This is a genomic window from Haloarchaeobius sp. FL176 (assembly GCF_024609245.1).
Taxonomy (GTDB): Archaea; Halobacteriota; Halobacteria; order Halobacteriales; family Natrialbaceae; genus Haloarchaeobius.
Genome location: NZ_JANJYH010000002.1, coordinates 533,278 through 556,356, shown reverse-complemented (window position 1 = coordinate 556,356; position 23,079 = coordinate 533,278). Strand labels below are relative to the sequence as shown.

Annotated in this window: 32 protein-coding genes and 1 pseudogene; 4 read left to right on the top strand and 29 right to left on the bottom strand. The window is 61.7% G+C overall.

Annotation, left to right across the window (positions count from 1 at the left end):
- Positions 1-1,105, top strand: a 1,105-nt coding sequence (locus NO978_RS06090) for a DEAD/DEAH box helicase (RefSeq protein ID WP_257298640.1), incomplete at its 5' end; no start/stop codon positions are given.
- Positions 1,098-2,264, top strand: coding sequence for a hypothetical protein (locus tag NO978_RS06085; protein WP_257298639.1), 1,167 nt, complete (start codon positions 1,098-1,100; stop codon positions 2,262-2,264). The genes NO978_RS06090 and NO978_RS06085, both read left to right, overlap by 8 nt.
- A 35-nt stretch (positions 2,265-2,299) precedes the next feature.
- Here NO978_RS06085 and NO978_RS06080 read toward each other — a convergent pair whose 3' ends face one another.
- Both NO978_RS06080 and NO978_RS06075 read right to left on the bottom strand, forming a co-directional pair.
- Positions 2,300-2,524, bottom strand: coding sequence for a hypothetical protein (locus NO978_RS06080; protein ID WP_369684110.1), 225 nt, complete (start codon positions 2,522-2,524; stop codon positions 2,300-2,302).
- A gap of 58 nt (positions 2,525-2,582) precedes the next feature.
- Positions 2,583-3,218, bottom strand: a complete 636-nt coding sequence (locus NO978_RS06075; RefSeq protein ID WP_257298637.1) for an Rrf2 family transcriptional regulator — start codon at positions 3,216-3,218, stop codon at positions 2,583-2,585.
- A 363-nt stretch (positions 3,219-3,581) separates the two neighbouring features.
- Between NO978_RS06075 and NO978_RS06070 the strand changes: the two genes are divergently transcribed.
- Complete coding sequence (locus NO978_RS06070) at positions 3,582-4,151, top strand: hypothetical protein (RefSeq protein ID WP_257298636.1); 570 nt, start codon at positions 3,582-3,584, stop codon at positions 4,149-4,151.
- 214 nt (positions 4,152-4,365) lie between these two features.
- On the top strand, positions 4,366-6,405 hold the full coding sequence (locus tag NO978_RS06065) for a minichromosome maintenance protein MCM (RefSeq protein ID WP_257298635.1): 2,040 nt from the start codon (positions 4,366-4,368) through the stop codon (positions 6,403-6,405).
- Positions 6,406-6,600: 195 nt separating this feature from the next.
- On the opposite strand, the gene NO978_RS06060 is transcribed toward NO978_RS06065, so the two are convergent.
- The 27 genes and pseudogenes from NO978_RS06060 to NO978_RS05930 all read right to left on the bottom strand — a co-directional run bounded on the left by NO978_RS06060 (position 6,601) and on the right by NO978_RS05930 (position 22,902).
- Positions 6,601-7,716 (bottom strand): site-specific integrase, encoded by a 1,116-nt coding sequence (locus NO978_RS06060; RefSeq protein ID WP_257298634.1) that lies wholly within the window; start codon positions 7,714-7,716, stop codon positions 6,601-6,603.
- Entirely contained in the window at positions 7,713-8,306 is a 594-nt protein-coding gene (locus tag NO978_RS06055) for a hypothetical protein (RefSeq protein ID WP_257298633.1), read from the bottom strand. Before NO978_RS06055 ends, NO978_RS06060 begins: the two co-directional genes overlap by 4 nt.
- 134 nt (positions 8,307-8,440) lie before the next feature.
- Positions 8,441-9,940, bottom strand: coding sequence for a preprotein translocase subunit SecY (gene secY, locus NO978_RS06050; protein WP_257298632.1), 1,500 nt, complete (start codon positions 9,938-9,940; stop codon positions 8,441-8,443).
- A gap of 224 nt (positions 9,941-10,164) precedes the next feature.
- Positions 10,165-10,650, bottom strand: coding sequence for an uL15m family ribosomal protein (locus tag NO978_RS06045; protein WP_257298631.1), 486 nt, complete (start codon positions 10,648-10,650; stop codon positions 10,165-10,167).
- A gap of 2 nt (positions 10,651-10,652) precedes the next feature.
- Positions 10,653-11,117: a 50S ribosomal protein L30 gene (rpmD, locus tag NO978_RS06040; RefSeq protein ID WP_257298630.1), complete on the bottom strand. Its 465-nt coding sequence runs from the start codon at positions 11,115-11,117 to the stop codon at positions 10,653-10,655.
- Positions 11,117-11,761 (bottom strand): 30S ribosomal protein S5, encoded by a 645-nt coding sequence (locus tag NO978_RS06035; RefSeq protein ID WP_257298629.1) that lies wholly within the window; start codon positions 11,759-11,761, stop codon positions 11,117-11,119. The genes rpmD and NO978_RS06035 overlap by 1 nt, the downstream gene beginning before the upstream one ends.
- A gap of 1 nt (position 11,762) precedes the next feature.
- Positions 11,763-12,314, bottom strand: a complete 552-nt coding sequence (locus NO978_RS06030; protein WP_089735857.1) for a 50S ribosomal protein L18 — start codon at positions 12,312-12,314, stop codon at positions 11,763-11,765.
- Entirely contained in the window at positions 12,314-12,763 is a 450-nt protein-coding gene (locus NO978_RS06025) for a 50S ribosomal protein L19e (protein ID WP_257298628.1), read from the bottom strand. Before NO978_RS06025 ends, NO978_RS06030 begins: the two co-directional genes overlap by 1 nt.
- Positions 12,756-13,463 carry a 50S ribosomal protein L32e gene (locus NO978_RS06020; RefSeq protein WP_257298627.1) on the bottom strand — a complete coding sequence of 236 codons (708 nt, stop codon included), beginning with the start codon at positions 13,461-13,463 and terminating at the stop codon, positions 12,756-12,758. Before NO978_RS06020 ends, NO978_RS06025 begins: the two co-directional genes overlap by 8 nt.
- Before the next feature lie 3 nt (positions 13,464-13,466).
- Positions 13,467-14,000, bottom strand: coding sequence for a 50S ribosomal protein L6 (locus NO978_RS06015; protein WP_257298626.1), 534 nt, complete (start codon positions 13,998-14,000; stop codon positions 13,467-13,469).
- A 4-nt stretch (positions 14,001-14,004) separates the two neighbouring features.
- Entirely contained in the window at positions 14,005-14,397 is a 393-nt protein-coding gene (locus tag NO978_RS06010) for a 30S ribosomal protein S8 (RefSeq protein ID WP_089735850.1), read from the bottom strand.
- 2 nt (positions 14,398-14,399) lie between these two features.
- On the bottom strand, positions 14,400-14,576 hold the full coding sequence (locus NO978_RS06005; RefSeq protein WP_256297180.1) for a 30S ribosomal protein S14: 177 nt from the start codon (positions 14,574-14,576) through the stop codon (positions 14,400-14,402).
- Entirely contained in the window at positions 14,573-15,091 is a 519-nt protein-coding gene (locus NO978_RS06000) for a 50S ribosomal protein L5 (protein WP_303647197.1), read from the bottom strand. Before NO978_RS06000 ends, NO978_RS06005 begins: the two co-directional genes overlap by 4 nt.
- Positions 15,091-15,792 (bottom strand): 30S ribosomal protein S4e, encoded by a 702-nt coding sequence (locus NO978_RS05995; RefSeq protein ID WP_257298625.1) that lies wholly within the window; start codon positions 15,790-15,792, stop codon positions 15,091-15,093. Before NO978_RS05995 ends, NO978_RS06000 begins: the two co-directional genes overlap by 1 nt.
- Positions 15,789-16,145: a 50S ribosomal protein L24 gene (rplX, locus tag NO978_RS05990; protein WP_257298624.1), complete on the bottom strand. Its 357-nt coding sequence runs from the start codon at positions 16,143-16,145 to the stop codon at positions 15,789-15,791. The genes NO978_RS05995 and rplX overlap by 4 nt, the downstream gene beginning before the upstream one ends.
- Positions 16,142-16,540, bottom strand: coding sequence for a 50S ribosomal protein L14 (locus NO978_RS05985; RefSeq protein WP_089735840.1), 399 nt, complete (start codon positions 16,538-16,540; stop codon positions 16,142-16,144). Before NO978_RS05985 ends, rplX begins: the two co-directional genes overlap by 4 nt.
- A 23-nt stretch (positions 16,541-16,563) precedes the next feature.
- Positions 16,564-16,890, bottom strand: a pseudogene (locus tag NO978_RS05980) (30S ribosomal protein S17); the annotation flags it as partial.
- Complete coding sequence (locus NO978_RS05975) at positions 16,881-17,258, bottom strand: ribonuclease P protein component 1 (RefSeq protein WP_303647196.1); 378 nt, start codon at positions 17,256-17,258, stop codon at positions 16,881-16,883. The gene NO978_RS05975 and the pseudogene NO978_RS05980, both read right to left, overlap by 10 nt.
- Positions 17,258-17,473, bottom strand: coding sequence for a 50S ribosomal protein L29 (rpmC, locus tag NO978_RS05970; RefSeq protein ID WP_089735834.1), 216 nt, complete (start codon positions 17,471-17,473; stop codon positions 17,258-17,260). The genes NO978_RS05975 and rpmC overlap by 1 nt, the downstream gene beginning before the upstream one ends.
- 3 nt (positions 17,474-17,476) lie before the next feature.
- Positions 17,477-18,397, bottom strand: coding sequence for a 30S ribosomal protein S3 (locus NO978_RS05965; protein WP_257298622.1), 921 nt, complete (start codon positions 18,395-18,397; stop codon positions 17,477-17,479).
- A complete protein-coding gene (locus NO978_RS05960) occupies positions 18,397-18,858 on the bottom strand; it encodes a 50S ribosomal protein L22 (RefSeq protein ID WP_257298621.1) in 462 nt (153 codons plus the stop codon). The genes NO978_RS05965 and NO978_RS05960 overlap by 1 nt, the downstream gene beginning before the upstream one ends.
- 10 nt (positions 18,859-18,868) lie before the next feature.
- Positions 18,869-19,294 (bottom strand): 30S ribosomal protein S19, encoded by a 426-nt coding sequence (locus NO978_RS05955; protein ID WP_257298620.1) that lies wholly within the window; start codon positions 19,292-19,294, stop codon positions 18,869-18,871.
- Positions 19,291-20,013, bottom strand: a complete 723-nt coding sequence (locus NO978_RS05950; protein ID WP_257298619.1) for a 50S ribosomal protein L2 — start codon at positions 20,011-20,013, stop codon at positions 19,291-19,293. Before NO978_RS05950 ends, NO978_RS05955 begins: the two co-directional genes overlap by 4 nt.
- 3 nt (positions 20,014-20,016) lie before the next feature.
- Positions 20,017-20,271, bottom strand: a complete 255-nt coding sequence (locus tag NO978_RS05945) for a 50S ribosomal protein L23 (protein WP_257298618.1) — start codon at positions 20,269-20,271, stop codon at positions 20,017-20,019.
- A complete protein-coding gene (gene rpl4p, locus NO978_RS05940) occupies positions 20,268-21,020 on the bottom strand; it encodes a 50S ribosomal protein L4 (protein WP_257298617.1) in 753 nt (250 codons plus the stop codon). Before rpl4p ends, NO978_RS05945 begins: the two co-directional genes overlap by 4 nt.
- 3 nt (positions 21,021-21,023) lie before the next feature.
- Positions 21,024-22,043, bottom strand: a complete 1,020-nt coding sequence (locus tag NO978_RS05935) for a 50S ribosomal protein L3 (RefSeq protein WP_257298616.1) — start codon at positions 22,041-22,043, stop codon at positions 21,024-21,026.
- A 4-nt stretch (positions 22,044-22,047) separates the two neighbouring features.
- Entirely contained in the window at positions 22,048-22,902 is an 855-nt protein-coding gene (locus NO978_RS05930) for an RNA methyltransferase (protein WP_257298615.1), read from the bottom strand.
- Between the last annotated feature and the right edge of the window lie 177 nt (positions 22,903-23,079).

Genomic DNA, 23,079 nt, shown 5'->3' with positions numbered 1-23,079 from the left:
ACGGGATGGGCTCCGCGACGGAGCCCATCCCTGTGGATCATCACGAACCTCCGCTGCCAGCTCATACAGCCCGATTTGTGCGCCTCCTATGAGATGGTGGCGAAATCAGCTCGGGCTAAACACATACAACAAGGTTATGATCCGAAACCGACGGGAGGACACAGATATTGACTTCACGGACCGGACGATCGACACACGGACGTTCAATCCAACCCCGAAGGAACGCGAACTCTATCAGGCGGTTTCTGACTATGTGAAAGGTGCCTACAGCCAAGACCAGGGGCAGAAGCTCGTACTGATGCTCTTGCAGAAGGAGGTCGTCAGCAGCCCAGTCGCACTCAAGAAGACCATCGAGAAGCGACTCTACGACCAGTCGGAGCTCACGCACGCGGACGAACTGGAGTCCATTTTAGATCTGATCGATGAGATCGATACGGTCACCAAACAGGAACGACTTCTGGACATTGTCGAAGAAGCCCGTGACAACGTCGAGATGGGGCGAGTCATCGTCTTCACGCAGTTCCGAGCAACTCAACAGGAGATTCTCGATAGGCTCGCTGCGGAGGGATACACGGTACATGCGTTCCACGGTGGCCACTCCAGTAGCGAGAAGGAACGGATTATTGAGGACTTCGAGGAGGAGGGTGGGGTCCTCGTTTCAACCGACTCAATGAGCGAAGGACGAAACTTACAGTTTTGTAACATGTTAGTTAATTTAGACTTGCCGTGGAATCCGATGCGCGTCGAACAACGTATTGGACGTGTACACCGGATTGGACAGAAACGGGACGTCTTCATCTTCAACATGGCGCTAAAGGATACTGTTGAAGAATACGTACTGGAGCGCCTCTACCACAAAATCGATTTGTTCCAACAAAGTGTGGGCGAGCTAAGTTCCATATTGAGTCGGTTAGAAGAGTCGGGAACAAGCTTCGAGGACCAGATTTTCGACCGACTCGTCAATGCTGATTCAGAGGTCGATCTGGAGAATGACTTCGATGCGATGGCCGTCGATCTGCAGGAACAACGAGAGCTCGCTGACAAACTGGAGGAGTTCAACAACGGCGTCTTCGAAGGATTCGACTTGGGGGAAAGCGATGACTGACGAAGCACTCGCGGTCACGCAGTCCGTCGTTGAGGACTTCTCCGAACGCTACCTAGAGTCACTCGGCGGCACCATTGAGACACGAGGAGACACCTGGGAAGTTGCGATTCCAGACAATGAGGATACAGAATTGCCGGCAGGCACCCTCTCGTTGCTTTGTGGTACGAACAGAGACGAAGATAGTACTGGAGAGCATCTCCATCCAGAAAGTGAGTTTTTTCAGCGGATCCTCAGAGAGGCAGCTGAGCGTCGCCCCACAGGGAAAATATCGATAGAAGCCGGTCGGGACGACGTAGTGATCCCACAGTGGATTAAAGAAGGCGACGTCGAAGTGAGGGAAATCCAGTTCACGCCGTACTACGACCGTACCGCGATTGTGGTTCTTTTTGAGGTGAGTATCGAGACAGTCAGTGAATACCAACAGGAGCTCCTTCGCGCCATCGCCATCGACCACCGCTCGGAACAGAGACTTCCGGCGTTGGAGGAGACGTTTCTTCAAATGACGGCGATACCCACGAACGGCTCTCCCACTACCGCGAAATCCTCATTATCGGAATCAGACGCACGATCACATCTCAGCACAGCCCAAGATCAGCTGATGCGGAGCATCCAGAACGAAATTGATGAGGTCCATAATGAAGCATCCAGAGCAGCGGACGCAGAGGTCGAAGAATACCGGCAGCTCCAACAACAACGGATCCAAGAGCTGGAAGAGGAACGATCCAAACTATCCTCGAAGATCGATGAGCTGAGTGAAACGATCAACGGCAGTGATCAGGACGATCGCGTGGAGGCACTGAAGAAACGGAAAGAGGCAAAAGCTGAGTATGAAGAGGTGGATGCGGAACTGAGCGCTCTGCAGGAACAGCGCGACCAGGGATTTCCCCAGAAACAGGAAGAGATTCGAAAGCGGCATGCGCTGGATATTCGAGTGACTCCCCTGACGGTGACACAGATAGAGTACGAACGGGGAGAGATCGATGTCGAACTGACCGAGCAAGGAGTTTCCCAAACAATGACGCTTGGATACGGAAGCGGGATCGGAACTACGGATACCGCCCGGTGTTCCTCATGTGATAGTGTCTTGAGCGGAGATAACCCTCTGAATACGATCAAAGGTTCTCTTCGATGTAGATCCTGCAGTTCTTCTAACGACTAAAGGGAATAGAGGGAGTACTGCAGAGAAGACGACGTTCAGTCCTCCGTTGTCGGTTGGTTGATTCCAAATACCAACTCCAAGCTGAAGAGCACGAGAGCCATCGTGAGCGCCTGCACGACCAGCAGTTCTTGACTGAGCAGGAGACCAACGAGGAGCACTCCGACGCCGCCTGCCGCCCCGTAGAAGACGGCGTACGCTCCTTGGGGGAGCCCTCGTAGCCACGTATCAACCCGGTTGTAGAGGTGTTTCACAGGCGATATCTCATAAAGAGCCTCTGTCCGACAAACCTGTTACGTTCGCACGCTCGTTCTACTCGATCTACTTATCAAAAGATGGTTCGGATTTGTCTTTCGACGTAATTAGGTTCCACGTACGATTCGCATCCTTCACAGTTGTCTGAGCGGGCTGGTCAAGAAGTCGCCGACCGCGGGCGGTGAGATCATATATTTCTCCATCAGAGGTGACTGCTTGATCCAGAAGATCGAAAAAATATAGTTCGTATAAGATTCCCTGTGTCGCGTAAAGATTCATCCCAATTCGATCTGCTGCTTCTTGTGGGGATACCCCGCTGTTGTCATCCAGTTTCTGAAGTAAGTCATGCGCCTGTTCGGTCACGACCACGATATCGCTCGGAGTAACTTCTGTGTCGGTTTCTGCTGATAGTTCATAGGACAGTTCAGCAGCCGACGTAACGAGCTCACCGAACAGTTCTGACTGCCGGCGTTCGTATTTTTCTTGTTTCGAGAGGACGAATCCTCCTTTCTTGGTTGTGACGTGCATCCCGGATTTCTCGGCTGGACCCGGTTGTTTGAGAAGCCCCATCTCACTGAGCTTCGAGAGTTCTTTCGAGATGTAGTTAGGCGACTTATCCAAAGCAGCGGCAATGTTTTTGCGGGTTTCGCGGTTGTCGCTGCAGAGGTTGAGAATCCCCCAGTCGGTATCTGAAAGCTCCATTTAACAGCATACTGCACCTCTTCCGTATTAGTTATTGTGGTCTATAACATCACATCATTACAACTTCGCTATAGAATAGAGTTCCTACAAAACTTTATAACTGGCAAGGGCATAACTGGAAGTAGCCACGATTCCACGGACCCAGAACCGGAACGACGTCGGGATGGAGTGATTGTCCCGCGCCTTTGGGTCCCTCGTGCTTCACAACGAGGAAATACAGTATGCGACTCGACTCAACGAATGCGCTGAGACCACTGATAGAATTAGTGAATCATCCACCACCGGGTGGTTGTCGATGAGCGGAAGCAGTGAGAGCGTCCCTGACGCTGCCGATCAAATGTCCAACTGCCGGAGGAATTTGGTGTGAGCAGTCAGCAACAAAACGGAGAGTCTCTGGACGGAGACGACACTCCAAAACTCCGAGCCATCGCGGCGCGGCTTGAGGCTCACTCAAAACGGATCGAGTCTCTCGAAACTGAACTTGACGATGCACGCGAGGAACGCGACGCGCTCCGTGACAAGGTCGAAGACCTCTGGCAGGAGAACGAGAACCTCCGAACGGAGATTGAGCGCTTGGACGCGCGGACTGACCTGCTGTCTCTTGTCGAAAACAGCGACGAGATGACCGCGAAGCAACGCCGTATTACACTCATCCAACACCTGAAGAAGGCGGCTGAGACAGAGCGTGAGCGCGGTCGGGATGCGAAGGCTTCGCTGAACAAGGAAAAGGCAGAGGCAGCGCTGAAGTACCCCGACATCGACCGCACGACGTTCTATGACGACCTTCGGAAGGCACCACGTCTCGTCGGGAAGACGGACGTCCTCTGGTACGAGAGCAACTCCGGCGGGGAGAGTCGGCTAAAGTTGAACCTGGAGAATGGCGATCTCCCTGGCGACGTCGTCGGTCACCGTCGGAGGAACGGAGGCGAGTAACTGTGGGAGCCCCACAACACCTCGGAGGTGGGAAGCCCCCGCCGACAGAGACGGCCTCAGACGATTCCCTCTGAGGTCGTAGTGGTTGTATGGTAGAGGCAGTTGTAAATAAAAGTCGGTTAGCTGATGGTATGCTCGCTGACCGCTCGCTCCGCTCGCTCCGGTCCGGGAACCACACCCCGGCAAGGGTGTTGTGGAGCTCCAACAAATCGACATGAGAGCAGAACACCAAGATATCACCGAACGTCTGATAGGATTCCTCCGGGACTACTACCGGGAGGAAGTCGCACAGCTCGCTCAGCACTACCCGCAAGAGCAACGCTCACTCCACGTACGCTACGATGACGTCTTCCGATTCGACCCCGATCTCGCGGACGACATCCAAGAGCATCCGCGAGAGATGCTGGAGTACTTCGAAGAGGCGCTTCGACTGTACGACCTGCCCGTGGACGTCAGTCTGTCCGACGCTCACGTCCGCATCCACGACCTACCAGACGACATCGTCCTCGACGTCGCGGAAGTTCCACGTAAGGAGAACATCGGGAAGCTGCTGGGGATTCGCGGCCAGGTCCAGAAGGTCAGCGCGGTGAAGCCGCGCATCGTCGAAGCCACCTTCGAATGCCAGCGCTGCGGGACCCAGACGGATATCCTGCAGACCGGTGACCAGCTTGAGGAACCGCACGAGTGTCAGGGATGCGAACGACAGGGTCCATTCCGTCCCGACTCGTCGGCCAGCACGTGGACCGACCACCAGTTCGCTCGGATTCAGCAGCCGCCCGAGCGCACGAAAGGTGGTGAGGGCGAGACCATCGACGTCCATCTTGAAGACGACCTCATTCAGTCGTTCGACGCCGGTGATCGCATCACCCTCACCGGTATTCTCGACACCGAGGAACCCGGGAGTAACCAGTCGCTTGACTTCGACACCACCGTAGACGGGCAGGCAGTCGTCCGAGAGGAGAGTTCCTACGACGACATCGACATCTCCGAACACCGAGACGAGATCGAGGCCATTGCCGCCGGCGAGCATGGTGACCCGTACGACCTGCTAGTTCAATCGATCAACCCGGGACACGAGGGACACGAGGTTGTGAAACTCGCCATCGCGCTCCAACTGTTCGGCGGGTGGTCCCGCGGCGGGCAGACGCGCGGGGACTCCCACCTTCTCCTGATGGGTGACCCTGGCTGCGGAAAATCGACCTTCCTGAAGGCAGCCAATGACCTCGCGCCGCGCTCAACGTACGCCTCCGGAAAGGGAGCCACGGCTGCAGGGTTAACCGCGGCGGCGGTAGCCGACGACTTCGGAGACGCCGAATGGGGCCTCGAAGCAGGTGCTCTCGTCCTCGCTGACGGCGGCGTCGCGTGTATCGACGAGATCGATAAGGTCAACGACAACGTCATCTCATCTCTCCACGACGCCCTAGAGAGTCAGAAAGTCCGGGTAAACAAAGCAGGAATCAACGCGACACTGAACGCGCGCACCGCAATGCTAGCGGCGGGAAATCCAAAATACGGACGGTTCGATAACTACGAGCCGATTGCCGAACAACTTGACCTCGGACCGACGCTGATGTCGCGGTTCGATCTGATGTTCATGGTCTCCGACTCGCCCGACAAGGAGACTGACCGAGGAGTCGTCAACCACCAGATGCGGTCCCGGCGGGCGAAGGCAAAAAAGGAGCTCGGCAAGGAGCTCACCGAGGAAGAGCGGAAGACCATCAAGCCGGATATCCCCCACCAAACGCTGCGTGCGTACATCGCCTATGCGAAGGACGAGGTGACGCCGTACATCCGGGCAGAGAATGAGGAGACCCAAGAGTACCTCCGTGAGGAGTTCCTGAAGATCCGTCTCGCCAACGCCGACGAAGAAGACAACCCAGTGCCGGTGACCTACCGACAGGAAGAAGCCATCGAGCGCCTCGCTGAGGCGTCTGCACGGGTGCGTCTCTCCGACGAAGTTCGGCGAGAGGACGTGGACCGTGCCCTCACGCTGGTTCGGGAGTCGATGGAGCAGGTCGGCATCGACCCCGAGAGCGGGCAGTTCGATGTGGACGTAGTTGAGACGGGGCAGTCGAAGAGCCAGCGGGACCGGCGAAAACAGGTGCTTGCCATCATTGATGACCAAGACGAGACGACCGCCGAAGAGGTGGCGGGGATCATCGACATGGATGAGAAGAAGATTAGGCACGACATCGACATGCTGAAACAGAACGGCAAGATCTACGAGATAAGAGGCAAACTGCGAAAATCGTAGTGGGGGCCAGGTAACTCACCAACGGCTGGCATGGGAAATGCCAGTAATTGGGTGATTATCACGAAGTAGTGTAGTACGGCCAGCTTTCTAGTGGTGTTCACGTTCGGTGATGCGTTCTCCATAGGATCAAGCAGATGTTGGAGAGGAACTTGGCTGGAAGAGGAAGCATCGGACAAACGACGGGTATCGATAACGTTACCCCTGCATCCCTTCCTGGTAATCTTCTGCGAGTGAATCGTTATCGTCTTCGACATAGTCAATTGTCTGTGACAGTTGGGCGTGGCCTGCTAAGATTCTAGCTTGGTTGATATCGATAGTGTCGATGTCGTTAACCCAATGGCTAATCGCTGATCGGCGAAGGCGATGTGACGTAACGAACCACTCTTTGACATCGTCTTCCGGATCTGGATCCGCGGGTCGCAGCGGTCGTTGGAGCCCAGCGTTCCGGGCAGTTTGTTTAATGACGTCGTTGATATCGGCTGGCTGCATCACGTCATTATGCGTCGTACAGAGGATGTGTCCCTCCTCCGGTGTGACCTGTCCGGAAAAGGAATGTCGAACTCGCTCACACCACCGCCTGAGTGTCAACTTGAACTCTTTCGGAAACACAACGTTCCGGCGAGCGAGTCCGGGATTTTCCCGAGGATCTATTTTAGCGGACTCGATGTTTATCATACACCGGTCCCAGTCAATTTTTCCAATCCGCATATTCGCCAGCTCAATGCTTCGAGCACCGGTATACCATGACAGACGGACAATCACCTCGTTCCGAAGTTGGGTTTCACGGCGTTTTCCGGGCACAGCGTCAAACAACTCTTCAACCGCGTCCGGACGGAGGGCGATGACTTCTTCATTCTCTCGGGCGTTTTCAAGGTCGTCTGTAATTACATTCTGTCGTTTGTACTCCGATGTCCTGCTGATTTCATAATCTTTCTTGAGGCTGATTCCATCGCAGGGGTGCCTTCCGGTGTTATCAAGTTCGAGGGTGTCATCTGCAGCGTCTTTTATGATTATTGAGTAAAACGATTGGACTGACGTGAAGTAGGAGTGAACCGTCGTATCTGCGTGATCGTTGATGGTTTGGATATATCCGCGGACATCGGACTCTTCGGCGGCGAGCGGATCAATCCCGTTAACGCTACAGAACTGCAGCCAGTACCCGACTTCCCTTCGCCGAGTAGTGCGTGTTCTTTTGCTTGTTTCGGTTTTCTGTGACAGGAGTGAGTCGAGATACCGTCCACGCAACTCTTCCATCTCCTCGCTGAGCTTCTCGCTTTCTGGTGTTACGTACCTGCCTTTGTCGTCCCTCATACACCTCTCACCCAGTTCCGTGTCCCGTCAGCAATCGTACTCCGGACGTTCTCTGTCGTCCGGTTCTCTAGGTAAATGAGGGCCTGTCGAACGATGAGTTCGCTTTCGTCACCGTCCATTTTGAAAGCGATTGCTTGCGCACTCCCGTCTACTCGTGTTTGCCGACCCTCAATCGAGATCTTAACACCTCGTAGTCGATCCATATCTCTCTCACCGATCTCACGTCTCACGTCATCAGAGAGATCACTATACCGCGGGATGTGCGCGAGTGCTTGCATCGCCACCTCGCTTAACTCATCTTCCGGTGGCATTGACCCCGGTGTGAGCGCATCGTCAAGCTCACTCTGGAGCGCTTCAACTTGCCCAGAGAGTGAATCGAGATCGGTAGTTACCTCGCTAAAATCGATATCGTCGCCACTATCCAAATAGTCCGCAGCGTCCACGTGGACATACTCGTTATTGAGTTCCCGATCCACTGCGCGACGGACGACTCCTGCAAGAGTTTCGTCGTTATCGATCGAGGTTTTCCACTCCTCTTTTTTCTCGGGAGTGACGCGGACGTTTAGCGGTACTTGGTTTCGGTCTGGCATTTCTCGCCAGTATCGCTAACGAGGATTGACGTAAAGACTTGGAAAGTTGGATACTGACCTCGACCTCCCCAACCGGACGCGGTCGGAGAGATTACTGTAACGGCTTGGAAAGTTGGGGACCCCAGTGGGTACCCTTAATCTCCAAACATTTGACGCATCATCGGGTGCATCTCCATGAGCTGTTCTTCGGCGATCTCCTCGTACAGCTTGTACGTGATGGAGACTGTCAGGAGCAACCCAGTCCCGGTGACGCTCCCGACGGTGCCGAGCATGTTCGCCATGACGGCGAGCAGGCCGACGAGCGCGCCGCCGATGACGGTCACCTGCGGGATGTAGCGCTCCATGACCTTCTCGATGACGCCGATGTTCTGGCGGAAGCCGGGAATCTGCATTCCGGAGTTCTGGATCTGTTTCGCCGTCGACTTCGGCCCCATGTCGGTCGTCTCCACCCAGAAGATGGCGAAGATGGCACCGCCGGCGATCATGAACGTGAGGTCGACGCCGACACGGAGGATGACGTGGATGACGCCCTCGCTGGCGGCGACGGAGTTCGCGGTGCCGGTCCCCCACCACATCCAGTCACCGGGGCGCTGGATGGGCGCGAGATAGTAGAACAGCCCGCCGATGGCCTGACCGCTGCCGTTGTACTCGAGGAGCCAGGCGGGGGCACTGCCGAGCGAGCTGAGGCCGCGACCGAGGAACTGGATGTTCGCCTGCAGTGCGCGAACGAGAATCATCGGCAGAACGCTCGCGTAGATGAGCTTCACCGGGAAGCGACCACGCGCCCCCTTGACACGAGCGTGGCTCAGCGGAATCTCGACGCGGACGCTCTCCGCGTAGACGACGATGGCGAAGATGAGGAGCGTGGTCACCAAGGCGATGATGTGGCCCTGGTTGAGCAGCAGGTCCGTGAGACCCGACTGGGTGAACACGTTGATGCTCGTGCCACCGGTCGCGATGCGGAACCAGTCGCGGAACATGGCGATGAACCCGGTGACGAGCCGCTGGCTCACACCCGCGATGATGAACAGCCCGATACCGGAGCCGACGCCCCACTTGCTCACGATCTCGTCCATGAACAGGATGAGGAGGCCGCCGACGAAGATCTGGGCGAGGATGACGAACTGGAGCGCCAACGTGGCGTTCCCAGCGCCGACGAATCCGGCCATCGTGCCCACCGCTCCCGAGCCGGCCTGTCCACCGCCGTCTAGCGGGAGAATCCCCGACGAGAGGAAGACCATCGGGACCGCGGTGAGCAGCGTCATCACCAGCACCAGCACCTTCTGGAGCCCCTGGTAGAGGATCTGGTCACGGGGGTCGTCCGTGTCGAGGCCGAGGAGGTTCGCACCGCCGAGCAACTGCAGGACAATGCTCGCGGTGACTATCGGCCCGATACCGAGGTGCAGTATCGAGCGGTTCGCACCGGCCAGAATCGACCGGAACTGTCCGAACGCGTCGCCTCCGCCGGTGCCGACAGGCTGTGTTCCGTAGACAGTGATCGTCGTGAGGAAGAAGTACAGTACCAGTATGCCGCCGGTCCAGCCCAGCTTCCGCTTGAAGGGGACGTGACCCTCCGGTCGCTGGACCGAGGGCATCCTGGTAAGGACCGGTTCGGCGGCTTCTTTCCAACCCATATACCGGGACAAACCGGGTGGATGCTTGTATGTACTTCGCTTTGCAGGCGCCGATGTGACTGGAGTTGGCTTGGCGATACCGGCCGCGAGAACAGACGATGCTCGCAAACCATGGCCGCAACACGCTCCAAGAACGAAACCACTCGTCGTCGGTCGGTACATCGGCGGCGATGTCACTCGCCGGCCGAGTACGCGAGAGAAAGGCGTCGGGCGGCGTCGACGGACTACTCCTCGGCCGCGTCGGCGTCGTCGGCGTCGTCCTCTTCCTCGGCGCGCTCGGAGAGGACGGCTTCGCCACCGGCCTCCTCGATGAGGCCGCGGGCGCTCGCGCTGAAGGCGTCGGCGGTGACGGCCAGCTCGTTGCGGACCTGGCCGCCGCCCAGCACCTTCACGACGTCGGCGTCGTAGCCATCGTCGACCACGTCGCGGGCGTCGATGACGTACGTGTCACCGTCCTGCTCGGCGAGGTCCTCTGCCGCGTAGAGGACCGCATCCTCGTCGAGCTTCTGGACGTTGATCTCGACGACGTCGTCGCGGACGTCCTGCGGGCGCTTGAACCCGTGCTTGCCGAGCGGTTCGTAGTTGTGGAACTCGTGCTTGTCGCGGCCAGCACGGCCGCGGCCGCCACGGTGGCCGGCGCCACGACGGTTCTTGTGGCTGCCGCCGCTGTGCGTGCGCGAGCCGCGCTGGCGTCGTTTCTTGCTCGTCATTGTTATCGCATTGCCTCGAGGAGCTTGTCGATCTCCTCGGTCGTGTGCTTACCGAGTTCGCCACCCTCCTTCGTCGGGTGCTTGATGCCCTCGTGCCCCTTGCGCGGGGGGTGCAGGCGCAGGACCGGCGAGAGACCCTCGTCCGCGAGGGTCGTCTCCTCGGCCAGCAGTGCCTCGGCGAGCTCGTCGATGCTGCCGTAGTCGGTCTCCTCGGCGACCCACTCGTCCGTGAGTGCCTCGCCGGTGGCCTCGACCTCGCCACGCGTGGCGAGCACGGCCGCCAGTACGTCCTGGCTGGGCTCGCCCATCGCGACGTAGTCGTTGACCTTCGTGAGCATGCCGCGGTAGCTGTCGGTCTCCGGCACGAGCGTCGCGTGGTTGACGCGCTCGATGTTGAGCATCGTCAGCGTGTCGTCGATGTCGCCGGAGCGGTCGACCTCGCCGCGGAGCTGGACGACTGCCTGCATCACTCGGCCACCTCCTCTGCGGACTGGAGACGCGCGCGACGGGACTGCGAGGCGTTCTCCAGTGCGTTGAACGTCGCCTTCGCGAAGTTGACCGTGGTGCGCGTGTTGCCGTAGCTCTTGGTCCAGGCGTCCTCGATGCCCGCGAGCTCCAGCACCTTGCGGACGGTGTCGGATGCCGCGAGCCCCAGCCCGAGCGGGGCGGGGATGAGTTCGACCTTGACCGAGCCAGCCTTGCCCGACGTGCGGTGGGTCAGCGAGTGCGGCTTCGTGCTCCGGTCCTCCCAGGAGCCCGAGCCACGGGGCACGTCGATGATGTTCAGCTTGGCGATGCCGATCGCCTTCTGGATGGCGGCCCCGACCTGGTCGTCACGCCCCTCGGCGTAGCCGACGTAGCCGTCGCGGTTACCGATGGCGACGACGCAGCGGAACTTCACCCGTCGACCGGAGTCGGTCATCCGCTGGACCATGTTGATGTCCAGCACCTCGTCCTCCAGCCCCGGCAGGAGCTGGTCAGTTACCTCCGGCTCCTTCAGCGGGAGACCGGAGTTGAGGGCGGCTTCCATCGTGTCGATTTCGCCCTCCTGTACCTTCTTACCGAGCCGTGTGACGGGTTCCCATCCGTCGTTGTAGTTGTTGCCGCTCATGTTATCGCTCCATCAGGGTCTCGCGCACTTCGTCGAAGTGCTCGGGAAGGTCTGTTGCGTCGAAGTCACCGCTGTAGAGCGGCTCGTCGAGTTGCTCAGCGTACTCGGCGATGTGCTCGCCGCGGTTCCGTGGCCACTCGGCCAGTACGTCGTCGTTGTGCGGGATGTCGAGGCCGGCGTCGATTGCGCCCTCCTGTACCGCGAACACCTTCGAACCGGGTGTCGCCGTGTTGAGGCCGATGTCGAGTACCGCTTCCTCGACGCCTGCGTCGAGTGCGCGCTTGCCTGCGAGGAGTCCGGTCAGGTACGCCGCGGGCAGGTTGCCCGTGGGCGCCTCCCAGCCGAAGTCCGCCAGGTCCTCAGAGGTCGCACTCGCGAGTGTCTCGTCGCCCTGGGTACCGGGGACTATCAGCTGCGCCGTGGCGTGCTTGTTGCTCTTTCGAGCGACGAGCCGTGGCTTGCCGGATTTCAGCAGGCGCAACCTCTGATGGTAGTCCGTCCGGACCTCGCGGCGACGACGCATCGGAACCTTATATCGTGGTCCTGTCGCCATTATTGGTCACCGTAGTTGTTTTCGATGTAGTTCAGCAGGTACTGGACGCTCCGGAACTCGCCACCGCGGGCCTTGTTGTAGAGCTCGCGGTACTGGGTGCGATCGATCTCGCCCTCAGCACGGAGTTCGTGGAGCTTCTTTCGCTGCGCTCTGATGCGGTTCTGCCACTCCTTCTTCGGGTCGGAGCGCCCGCCCTTCTTGCCGCGGCGCTTGCCGGGCCCCTTCTGGTGCCCGTAGGCGCGCTTGGCCTTCCGCTCGCGGGAGCGACCCTTGGAGTTACCGCGCTTCTCTTCCGCTCGGATCGTACCGTCGTCGACCAGCTCGCGGATGTCCTCTCGGGTGATCGCCTCCGAGATGTCGGACTGCTCGTCCGGATCGAACCAGACGCGGTTCTGCCCGACGTCGAGGACGTCCGCGGCCAGTCGCTTCTGGGCGGACAGATCAGTCATCCGAATCCACCTCGACTTCGACGTAGGTCGGGTTCAGCACGCGAATGCCGTTCTCCTCCGCACGCTCCTCGATGCGCTCGCGCTTGCGACCGCCGACCTTGGAGGCGATGCGGACCGCTTCCGTGTCACCGTCGACACCCTCGAGGTCGTCCACGTTGTGCACGTAGACCTCCTCGAAGCCCGAGGGGTGCTTGCCGCGCACCGCCTTCGGGGTCCGGAAGCCGGCCTCGACCTTCGGGCCCTTGCCCTTGACAGCACGTCGCTGCTTCGAGAGGCCGCCGGTGGGGCGCCGCCACGCCTCGGGCGTACGCTTCTTCTTGTGGTAGTCCTGCCGCCTGAACGCGGGCTTGCCGACCTTTCGTCGCTGGTCGAGCAGCCGCTGGTGCTCGTCGGAGAGCTCAGGCGTCTTGTCGGCGAGGCCGCGGGGCTGGAGTTCGGTCTCTACCTCCTCCTCGGCCTCGCCCTCGTCTTCCTCGTCGCCCTCGATCTCGGCCTCGGTGTCCTCGCTGACTTCGAGGTCACCGACGTCGGCCTTGATACGGGCGGCGAGCGCGTTCCCGATACCCTCGACGTCCGAGAGATCGGACTGCGACGCGGCCTTCACGTCTTCGACGGTCTCGTAGCCGGCGGCGCGGAGCGCCTCGGCCTTGGACTCGCCGACACCGCTGATGTCTTCGAGTTCCTGTGGGTCGTCTGCCATGCGTTAGGCACCTCCCTTGGCGGGCTTTTTCGTGATGTAGACGCCGTCCTGGAACACGCGAGTGTCCTTCCCGCTGACGCGGGTCAACTGCTCGATGTCGGCGGCGGTCTGTCCGACGGCTTCCTTGTCAGCGCCGGAGAGGGTCAGCTCCTCGCCGTCGACCTGCACGTCGGTGTCGCCGTGGATGTTCGTTCGTCGCGGTGCCTTCTCGCCGAGGAAGTTCTCGATGACGACTTCGCCGCCGTCGGCCTGCACCTTCATCGGGAAGTGAGAGTAGAAGACCTCCATCTCGTACTCCCATCCGTCGGTCACACCGTGGAACATGTTGGTGATGTGACTCTCGAAGGTGCCGACGGTTGCGTTCGTCTTCGCGTCGGATGCGTCGGACTCGACGACGACCTGGTCGCCCTCGACGCTCACGGTGATGTCGGGGAACCAGAGTCGGCGTGTGACCGACCCGTTCGGACCCTCGACCGTGAGGTCGAGATGGTCCATCTCGGCTGTTACGTCGTCCGGAATGTCCAGTTCTACTCGCATTGTCTTAGTACACGTATGCGATAACCTGGCCACCGACTCCCTGCTCGCGCGCCTCGTAGTGGCTCATGACGCCCTGGCTGGTCGTCACGATGAGCGCACCGTAGTCGCGTGCCGGCAGGAACCGCTTCTCCCACGTCTCGAACTCGTCGGACGCGACGGAGTAGCGCGGTTTGACGGGGCCGCATTCGTTAATCGCACCTTTCAGTTCGACCTCGAAGTGACCGGACTTGCCGTCGTCGACGAACTCGAAGCCGTCGATGTACCCGCGGTCGTAGAAGACCTCGAGCACGCTCCCGATCTCGTTCGAGGCGGGCGATACCGTGTGCGTGAGATGCCCGACGCCCTCGGCGTTGTCGATGCCGGAGAGCGCGTTGCTGAATGGGTCGTTACCTGTCATTGTTATCGGTACTTCTTGAAGCCCATGTCGCGGGCAATCTCTCGGAAGCACTGCCGACACAGCCAGATATCGTACTTGCCTACGAGGCCCTGCTTGCGGCCACAGCGCTGGCACTCCTCCATCTGACCGGTTCGCTTTGCGGCGTGCTCGCCGGTGTCTAGTTCTTCGCTTTCGCTCATCGTGTCACCTCGACGTCGAAGTTGGCCTCGACGAAGGTCACTGCGTCCTCCGCGTCGAGGCGGTGTTTCGACGGGATCTGCTGGGACCGCTTGTCGCGCTTCGTGACGCGGTAGCCCGGCCGGACGAGGTTGACCGTGACGTCCAGCCCGAAGATCCCGACGTTCGGGTCGTACTCCTGGGACGGGAAGTCCGTGTGCTCCTCGATGCCGAAGCTGAAGTTGCCGGTCTCGTCGAACTGGCTCTCGGCAACGTCTGCGAGCGCCAGTGCCGTCTCGAGGAACTCGTGGGCGTCCTCGCCGCGAAGTGTGACCTTCGTGCCGATAGGGTCGCCCTGACGGATGCCGAAGTCCGGCATCGTCGAATTGGCCTTGGTCCGGACGGACTCCTGACTCGTGACCGCCTCGATGATGTCCTCCGCGTTCGCGAGCTCGCGGCCACCCTCGCCGACGCCCATGTGGACGACGACCTTCTCGATGGTGGGCTCACGCATCTCGTGGAACTCGGCTTCCGACATCAGTCGTCACCCCCGACGAAGTTCTCGTCGATGACGACGACGTACTCCTCGACGGTCTCGAACTGGCCGTCGTCCTGCGTGACGGTGACCGTGTTCGAGCCCGAGCCGGGCGTGACGTCGATGTCCTCGACCTCGCCGACCTCGCCGGCGTGGCTGCCGGCGACGGCCGTGACGAGCGCGCCCTCCTCGTACGGGAAGTGGGCGACGATCTCGGTCCCCTCGTTGGAGACGACGAGCGAGTCGTTCCCGCCGTAGTCGGCGGCGTCCTCGAGCTGGAGGGTCTGACCGTCGTGCAGCGTGAGCTGCGTCTCGCCGCCACTGACCTGGCGCTTGCCGACGATCTTGCCCAGCTTCGAGCCCGCGTCGGCCTCGTCGATGGGGGTCAGCGAGAGCCGACCACCCTCGTCGGGGAAGACGCGGTAGTACTCGCCACGCTCGGTGAACGCGACGATGTCGAACATGCCGATGGGGCGCTGTTCGTCGGAGACCGCGACGCCGTTGATCAGGACGGTGTCCTGGTTGAGCGCGTAGCGGGCCTCCTTCTTCGAGTCGACGTAGCCGAGCACGTCCCGCATGAGGATGACCAGCGGAACGCCGGCCTCGCCGTGCGGGCCGGAGTCGGCCTTCACCGTGAACGTGTTCGTCTTTCGCTCGACCGGCCAGGAGTTCGGAACGGAGAGTCGCTTCTGGTGCTTGGTCATTCGTCATCACCTTCCAGCCGCGCGACCCGCACCTCGTCCTCGAGGTCCAGCTCCGTGAGACGGACGTTCGACGGCTCCAGCCGCCGCGGCACTTCCTCGCCGTCGGCGGTCTCGAGCGTGACCTCCTCCACGGAGATCGTGCCGGCCTTCACGTCGACGTCGAGGACCTCGCCCTCTTCGCCCGCGAAGTCGCCGCGCATGACCTCGACCGTGTCGCCCGCGTTGATGCGGGCACGACGCCGGTCGTACTCCTCGCGGAGGTCCTCCGACAGCGTCGCGTTGAGCTGCTTGCCCTTCTGGTGCAGGGGCGCGTGCTCGGTCTGGTTGCGCTGTTTGCGTGGTTGTCGTGTCATACTATCATCGTAGCCGTGGATGCGACGCTTCCGAAGCGCTCTGCGACCTCACGCGCGATGGGGCCCTTGATCTCCGAGCCCTGCGGTTCCTCGTTCTCGTTGACGAGGACGGCCGCGTTGTCTTCGAACTTCACGCGCGTGCCGTCGGGACGGCGGATGGGCTTGCGCTGGCGGATGATGACTGCCTCCTTGACCTGGCGACGCTCTTCGGGCGTCCCCTTGGTCACCGAGACGGTCACCTTGTCGCCGATGCCAGCCTTGGGGTGCCGATTCTTGGTACCGTGGTAGCCGGAGACCGAGATGATCTTCAGCTGCCGGGCACCGCTGTTGTCAGAACAGTGAATCAGCGACCCTTTCTCGAGGCCCTGCGTGACGTCGGCTTTCAGGGCCTCCATCAGGCGTCACCTCCTTCGGAATCGGTTATTTCGACGACCACGTGCGATTTCGTCTTCGACAGTGGTCGGCACTCTGCTATTCGGACCGTATCGCCGACTTCGGGCTCGAGCACGCCCGGCACGTGTGCCGGAACGCGCGATCGACGCTTCATGTACCGGTCGTATTTCGGTACGTGAACGTCGTACTCCCGCTCGACGACCACGGTCTTTGCCATGTCCGTCGAGACGACCTCGCCTTCGAGGGTCTGCCCTCGAACGGAGAGGTCACCGTAGAACGGACACTTCTCGTAGTCGTATGTCTCCGGGTCTTCAGGTTCCGGAGGTTTGGTTACGTCAAGTCCTATCGCCATTTCGAATCACCTGTCGTTTCGGTGCGCAGTGCGGGTCGTGAGAGCAGTCTGGCTCCATCCACCGTAACGTAGGCCGCATCCTCGCCGGCAGGGTGGTCCGGTTCGGAAGCGGTCCCCGACCCCTTCGCGGGGTCGGCGGTTTCATCTGTGAGCCGAAACTCGAACGTGGTACCGCGCTTTGGCACCTGGCGCACCCGAGTGTCTCCCTCGGCCGAACCGGCCGGGGCCGGGTCGACGTGGAGCGTGTTCGTCGTCTCGACGACCACACGCCCGGCTATCCCGACGAGGTCGGGGTTCGCCGCGTCGACCACGGTCACCCAGTGGCCGTTGAGTTCGTGTCGGGGCAGTGTCTCGGGTGTCAGCGCCATTATTCGTCGTCCTCGAAGTCGCCTTCTTCCTGCTGAATCGTCTTGATACGCGCGATGGTCTTGCGGAGCTCGCCGATGCGACCCGGGTTCTCCGGGGCACCACCGGCGGCCTGCACGGCCTTCGCGTTCAGCAGTTCCGTCTCGAGTTCGTCGAGCTCTTCCTCGCGCTCACGCGCGGTGAGGTCTCGAATCTCGCTGGGTCGGAGAATCGCCATCGGTTACTCCTCCTCCTCGTCGTCCGCGGCGTCCATCTCCTCGACCATCGCGGCGGCCTCTTCCTCGACAGCCTCGTCGAGCTCGTCGAGCTCCTCTGCGACGTCGTCGTCGCTGGGGACCTCGACTTCCTCGTCGTCGAACTCCTCGGGCGTCTCGTCGACGACCTCCTCGACGACTTCCTCCTCGACTTCGCTGTCCTCGTCCTCGGAGTCGGCCTCGGCGGCCTCCGCCTGCAGCTCCTCGAGCTCGCCCTCCTCGGGCTCCTCGAGCAGCTCCTCGACGGACTCGTTGGCCTCGACGGCCTCCGGTGCGAGCTCCTCGACGTCCGCGTCCTCGTAGATCTCGAAGTCGTCCGGCAGCTCGGCCTTCGGCGGGATGATCTTCACCGTCACGCCGATGGTACCGAGCTTCATCACGGCGACGCCCTGACCCTCGTCGACGATGGTCTCGGCGGGCTCGCCGTTGTGCTTGATGTAGCCGTCGTTGAACTTCTCGACGCGCGAGCGGGCACCAGTGACCTTCCCCGAGAGGACGATCTCGGCGCCGAGTGCGCCGGCGTCCATGATGCGCTCGAGGGTGGTGTGGCCTGCCTTGCGGAAGTACCAGCCGCGTTCGAGGGCGTTCGCGAGACGGTCCGCGACGATGCGTGCGTTGAGGTCGGGTTCGTCGACCTCCTGCACGTCGATCTGCGGGTCGTCCAGGTCGAAGCGCTCCTCGAGCGTGGTGGTGACCTTCCGGATGTTCTCGCCGCCCTTGCCGATGACCATCCCGGGCTTCTCGGCCTTGAGCACGATCTGTGTGCCCATCGGGGTCTTGGCGACTTCCATGCCGCCGTAGCCCGCGCGACCGAGCTCTTCTGCGAAGAACTCGTCAATCTGGGACTTCTGCAGTCCGTCTTCGATGAACTGGTGTTCGTCTGCCATTAGTTCTCGACCTCCTCCACGATGAGTTCGACGTCGACCTGCGGCGTGTTCCACGCCGAGGCACGCCCCATCGCGCGGGGCTTTCGGCCGGGCGACTCGCCGACCTTGTGGGCGGCGACGTGGACGATCTCCATCGTCTCGCCGTCGAAGCCCTGCTGGTCCGCGTTGTTCACGACGTTACCGAGCAGGGTGATGAAGGCCTTGGAGACCTTCTCCGGGTAGCGACCCGCGTCCCAGCCGTCGATGTCGCTGCGGTGGCCGACGCCGCTGTTGTGCTGCTTGAACGGGACCGAACGCTCGCCCTCGACGACGGCCTCGAGATACTCTCGGGCCTCCTCGACGGTCTTGCCTTTGATGGCGCGAGCGACGGCCTTGCTGTGCTTGTGGCTCATGTGACGCTCCCGGAGCATGGCCTTGGCCGTCGTGTCCGGGTCCGCGTCGACGCTGTAGTTGATTCCCATTCTGTTCACCTCACTTCAGTGGCACGAACTTCGAGGAGCGGGTCGCGCCGATACCGGCCTGTCCGTGCGTGACGGACGAGCGTGTGAGCTGGAACTCGCCGAGGTAGTGGCCGATCATCTCGGGCTCTACCTGGACGCGCTCGAACTCCTGGCCGGTGTAGACGGCGAACGTCAGGCCGACGAACTCCGGGAGCACCGGCACGTCTCGCAGGTGCGTCCGGATCGGGTCGTTGGCCGTCTCCTCTTCGGTCTTACCGCGGGCCTTCTCGAGGAGTTTCTCCTTCTCCACGGAGAGGCCGCGCTCGATACTTCGCCGCTGGCGAGCGGGGAGCAGTTCCGCGACGTCGTCGATGCTCATCTCCTGCAACTCGTCGAGCGTGTGACCGCGGTAGGTGAACTCCTCACCTTCACGGCCGGTTCGGTACTCGGAACTCATTTTTTGCTACCTCGACCGGTCTTCCGGGAGGCGATGTCACCGACCTTCCGTCCCGGCGGTGCGTCCCGCGAGACGGACTTCGGTCGGCCGGGGTGCTGGCGGCCACCGCCACCGAACGGGTGGTCGACGGCGTTCATCGCCACGCCACGGACGTTCGGCCACTTGGTGCCGCGCGCTTTCATCTTGTGGTACTTGTTGCCTGCCTTCACGAACGGCTTCTCCGTGCGCCCACCGCCAGCGACCACGCCGATGGTGGCGCGGCACTGCGGGTCGAGGCGCTTCATCTCGCCGCTGGGCAGCTGGACGACCGTCACTTTCCGGTCGTGGGTGATGAGGTCGGCGCTGGTGCCCGACGCGCGGGCGAACTTGCCGCCGTCACCGGGCTGGCGCTCGATGTTGCACACCGGGACCCCCTCGGGGATCTCGGCGAGCGGGAGCGTGTTGCCGGGTGCGATCTCGGCGGAGACACCGACCTGCAGTTCGTCGCCGACGGTGACGCCCTCGGGCGCGAGCACGAGGCGTCGGTCGCCGTCCTCGAACTCGACCGCCACGACCGGTGCGGACCGGGCGGGGTCGTGCTCGATATCGACGATGGTGCCGCTGACGACGTCCGAGTCCTCGGTCTGTTTGTGCTGGAGGTCAGCTTTGTATCGGTGGCTGGGGGCACGGAACGTCGACCCACCGCGGCCACGGCGCTGACCCTGGATTCTGCGTCCCATGTGTCAGAACACCCCGATTCGCGAGGCGACTTCTTGGGCGTCGTCATCCTCGGTGAGGCGGACGACTGCCTTCTTGTTGCCGTTCATCGTGTTCTGCGTGTTGACCTTCTCGACGCCGACGTCGAACTGTGACTCGACGGCGTCGCGGATCTCCGGCTTGGTCGCGTCCATCGTGACGACGAACTGGAGCTTGTTCTCGAAGTCCATGTCGTTCATCGCTTTCTCCGTCACGAGCGGGAACTTGATGATCGAGCTCATCGGTCGGCCACCTCCGCGACGGCGGACTCGGTGAACACGGTCAGTCGGCCCGGGTGCGCGCCGGGTGCGAGGTCCTCGACGTTGACGTTCGAGGCTGTCGCCACGTCGGCACCGGCGAGGTTACGTGCGGCCTTCGACGGGCCGGTCTCGCTGGAGGTGACGAAGAGCAGCGACTTCGGCTGCTTGTACTTGCGGCCACGGGTCGTCCCACGGCCAGCACGGATGGAGCGCCCCTCGTCGGCGCGCTCGACGTCGTCGTGGGCACCGAGGCCCTCGAGGAAGCTGACGACCTCCTGGGTCTTCAGCAGCTCCTCGAAGTCGTCGGAGACGACGACGGGCAGCGCGAGGTCCTCGTCGAACTCGTGTCCGCGCTCGGCGACGCGCTCTGCGTCGACGGTCGCGGCCAGTGCACTGCGGAACGCCTGCTTGCGCTCCTTGGTGTTGACGTCCTCGCCCTGCTTCTTCTCGGCCTTCGGCGGGTGTGCCTTGCGACCCCCGACCGCCTGGGGGACGCGGGCAGCCTGGCCGTTCGATCGCGGCACGTGTGCCATGCCGCGGCCGGAGCCGAACGATTCAGCGGAGGTACGCATGCCGGCGTACTCGTCGGCACCGTACTCCTGTTTCCGGTTGGCCTGTGCGGCGCGGACGGCACGTCGGATGAGGTCCGGTCGGTACCGGCTCTCGAAGACCTCCGGTAGGTCGAGCGTGCCTGTCTCCTCGCCGTCCAGGTCGTAGATGGTTGCCTGCATGGTTTATCCCTGGTTCGATGCTGTGGAGACGAACCGTACCTCGGGGTCGAGGCGCGGCTGGTCGTTCGGTCGGATGGCCGGGCGGAAGCGCAGCAGACGCTGGTCCGGACCCGGGAGCGAACCCTTCACGAGCGTGAACGGACCGCTGACCTCGCCGTAGTTGACGAAGCCGCCGTCGACGTTCACGTCGTCGACATCCTCCGCGTCGCCGATGTCGATGAGGCGCTTGTTCAGCTCCGTGCGCTGGTGGTAACCGGTCTGACCCTGCTGGGGAACCGTCGAGCGAACGCGGCTCGGGTTCCACGGGCCGAGGTTACCGATGCGTCGGCGCCATCCCTGGCGGGCGTGTTTGCCCTTTCGTTTCTGGACGCCCCAGCGCTTGACGGGGCCCTGGGTGCCCTTGCCCTTCGTAACGCCGGAGACGTCGGTGTACTCACCGGCGCGGAAGGTGTCGTTCATCTCGTGGACGCCGCCGTCCTCGACGAGTTCGAGGCCGAAGTCGACCCGTTCCTGAATGGAGGCCCCGCCGATGCGGGTCTCCATCACGTCGGGCTTCTTCTTCGGCACACCGGAGACGTCGGAGGGGACCGTGTGCGTGATGGCCCGAACCTCGTCGACGTCACCGGCTTCGAGCGCCTCGTGGAGCTCGTCGGTGTTGTCGTCTGCGTCTTTCGGCAGGTCGAGGACGCGGTCGAGTTCGTCGTGGAACTCGTCGGTCCAGACCTCCGTGAGCGGACGCTTTCCGTACGGCGTGTCCTCGTACGCTCGCAGGGCAACCGCCCGCATGGGCGGTGTCTCCACGATGGTGACTGGGACGGTCTCCTCCATCCCTTCGCGGGGGGAGTTGGACTCGTCGTTGATCATCACCACGTGGGTCATACCGGCCTTGTAGCCGGCGAATCCCTGCAGCGTCGGCTGTCCGTCGTCGTCCGGCCAGCTCGAGAAGCGCGGAACCTCCGAAGAGGCGCGCTGTCGCGGGCCGAATCCGAGCGAACCTTTGCGTGGTCTGCTTGGTTGTGGCATCGTATCACTCTGTGAGCGTGAGCAGTCCGAGCGTCGCGAACACCGCTTCTTCGGTGCGAACGACCTCACTGCCCTGGTTCGGAATCGAGTTGAGCCAAAGGTCGAACCCGCCGATGGGTTCGGTGGCGTCCTCGTCCCCGCCGGCCGGTACATCGGCCTCGGGGAATCCGAGTATCGCAGGCAGCCCTCTCTCGGGCGCGCCGAAGGCGATGGTCGCTCCATCGGCCTCGACACGTCCGGCCAGGCCCGCGAGTCGCCCCACGGTGAGCGCTTCACCGTGGCGCGATGTCGCGATACGGAACCCGGCGTCCTCACGGCCGAGCGCCGCCTGCAGGTCCATGCGTTCGACCGATAGCCCCGGGAGGGGGTCGTCGATCAGCCGTGCACGGACCGGACGTCGCGAAGAGACCCTGACGGTCACGCGCTCCCCCTCCGTGAGTTCGCCCATTTCCGGGGGCGTCACGAGGGAGATCGGGTGTTGCAAGCCGCAATTGACCCGTACGCGCCTGTCAGGTCCGACCTCGGTCACGATTCCCTGTCTTAACGACCCCGAACCGTTCGATTCGGAGCCGGTCTGTGACGTGGCGCGGAGCGGCGGCAGGACCCCCGCGTACTCCAGTTCGCCTCGCTGCCCCCACGCTTCCTTTCGGAGGTACGGGGGCGTTGCCGCGTAGGCGAGTACCGTGCTTACGAACCCGCCGCCCCATCTGCGTTCGCCGTCTTCGTCGTCGAAGACGACGAGGTGATTTGCCCGGAACACCGTCGCCGCGCGGGCGACGTAACCGAGTTTGCGAGTAGCCTCGCGTTTGTCCTCGGCTTCCCGGACGAGGGACGACGGCACGAGTACGCTGACTGTCATGCCGTGACGCTTCGACGCCTCGTCACTAGACTGTGCCGATGTTATTCCGGTATCGGATAAAAGGGTGCCGGATTGTTTTCTCGGTTGTGACGGCTCCACACGCCCGAAGATGGGTGTTTCGCGTTGACACGACGCCCAGTTCCGCACAGTCTGCGGCTCCCTCACGCGTGCAGGCGG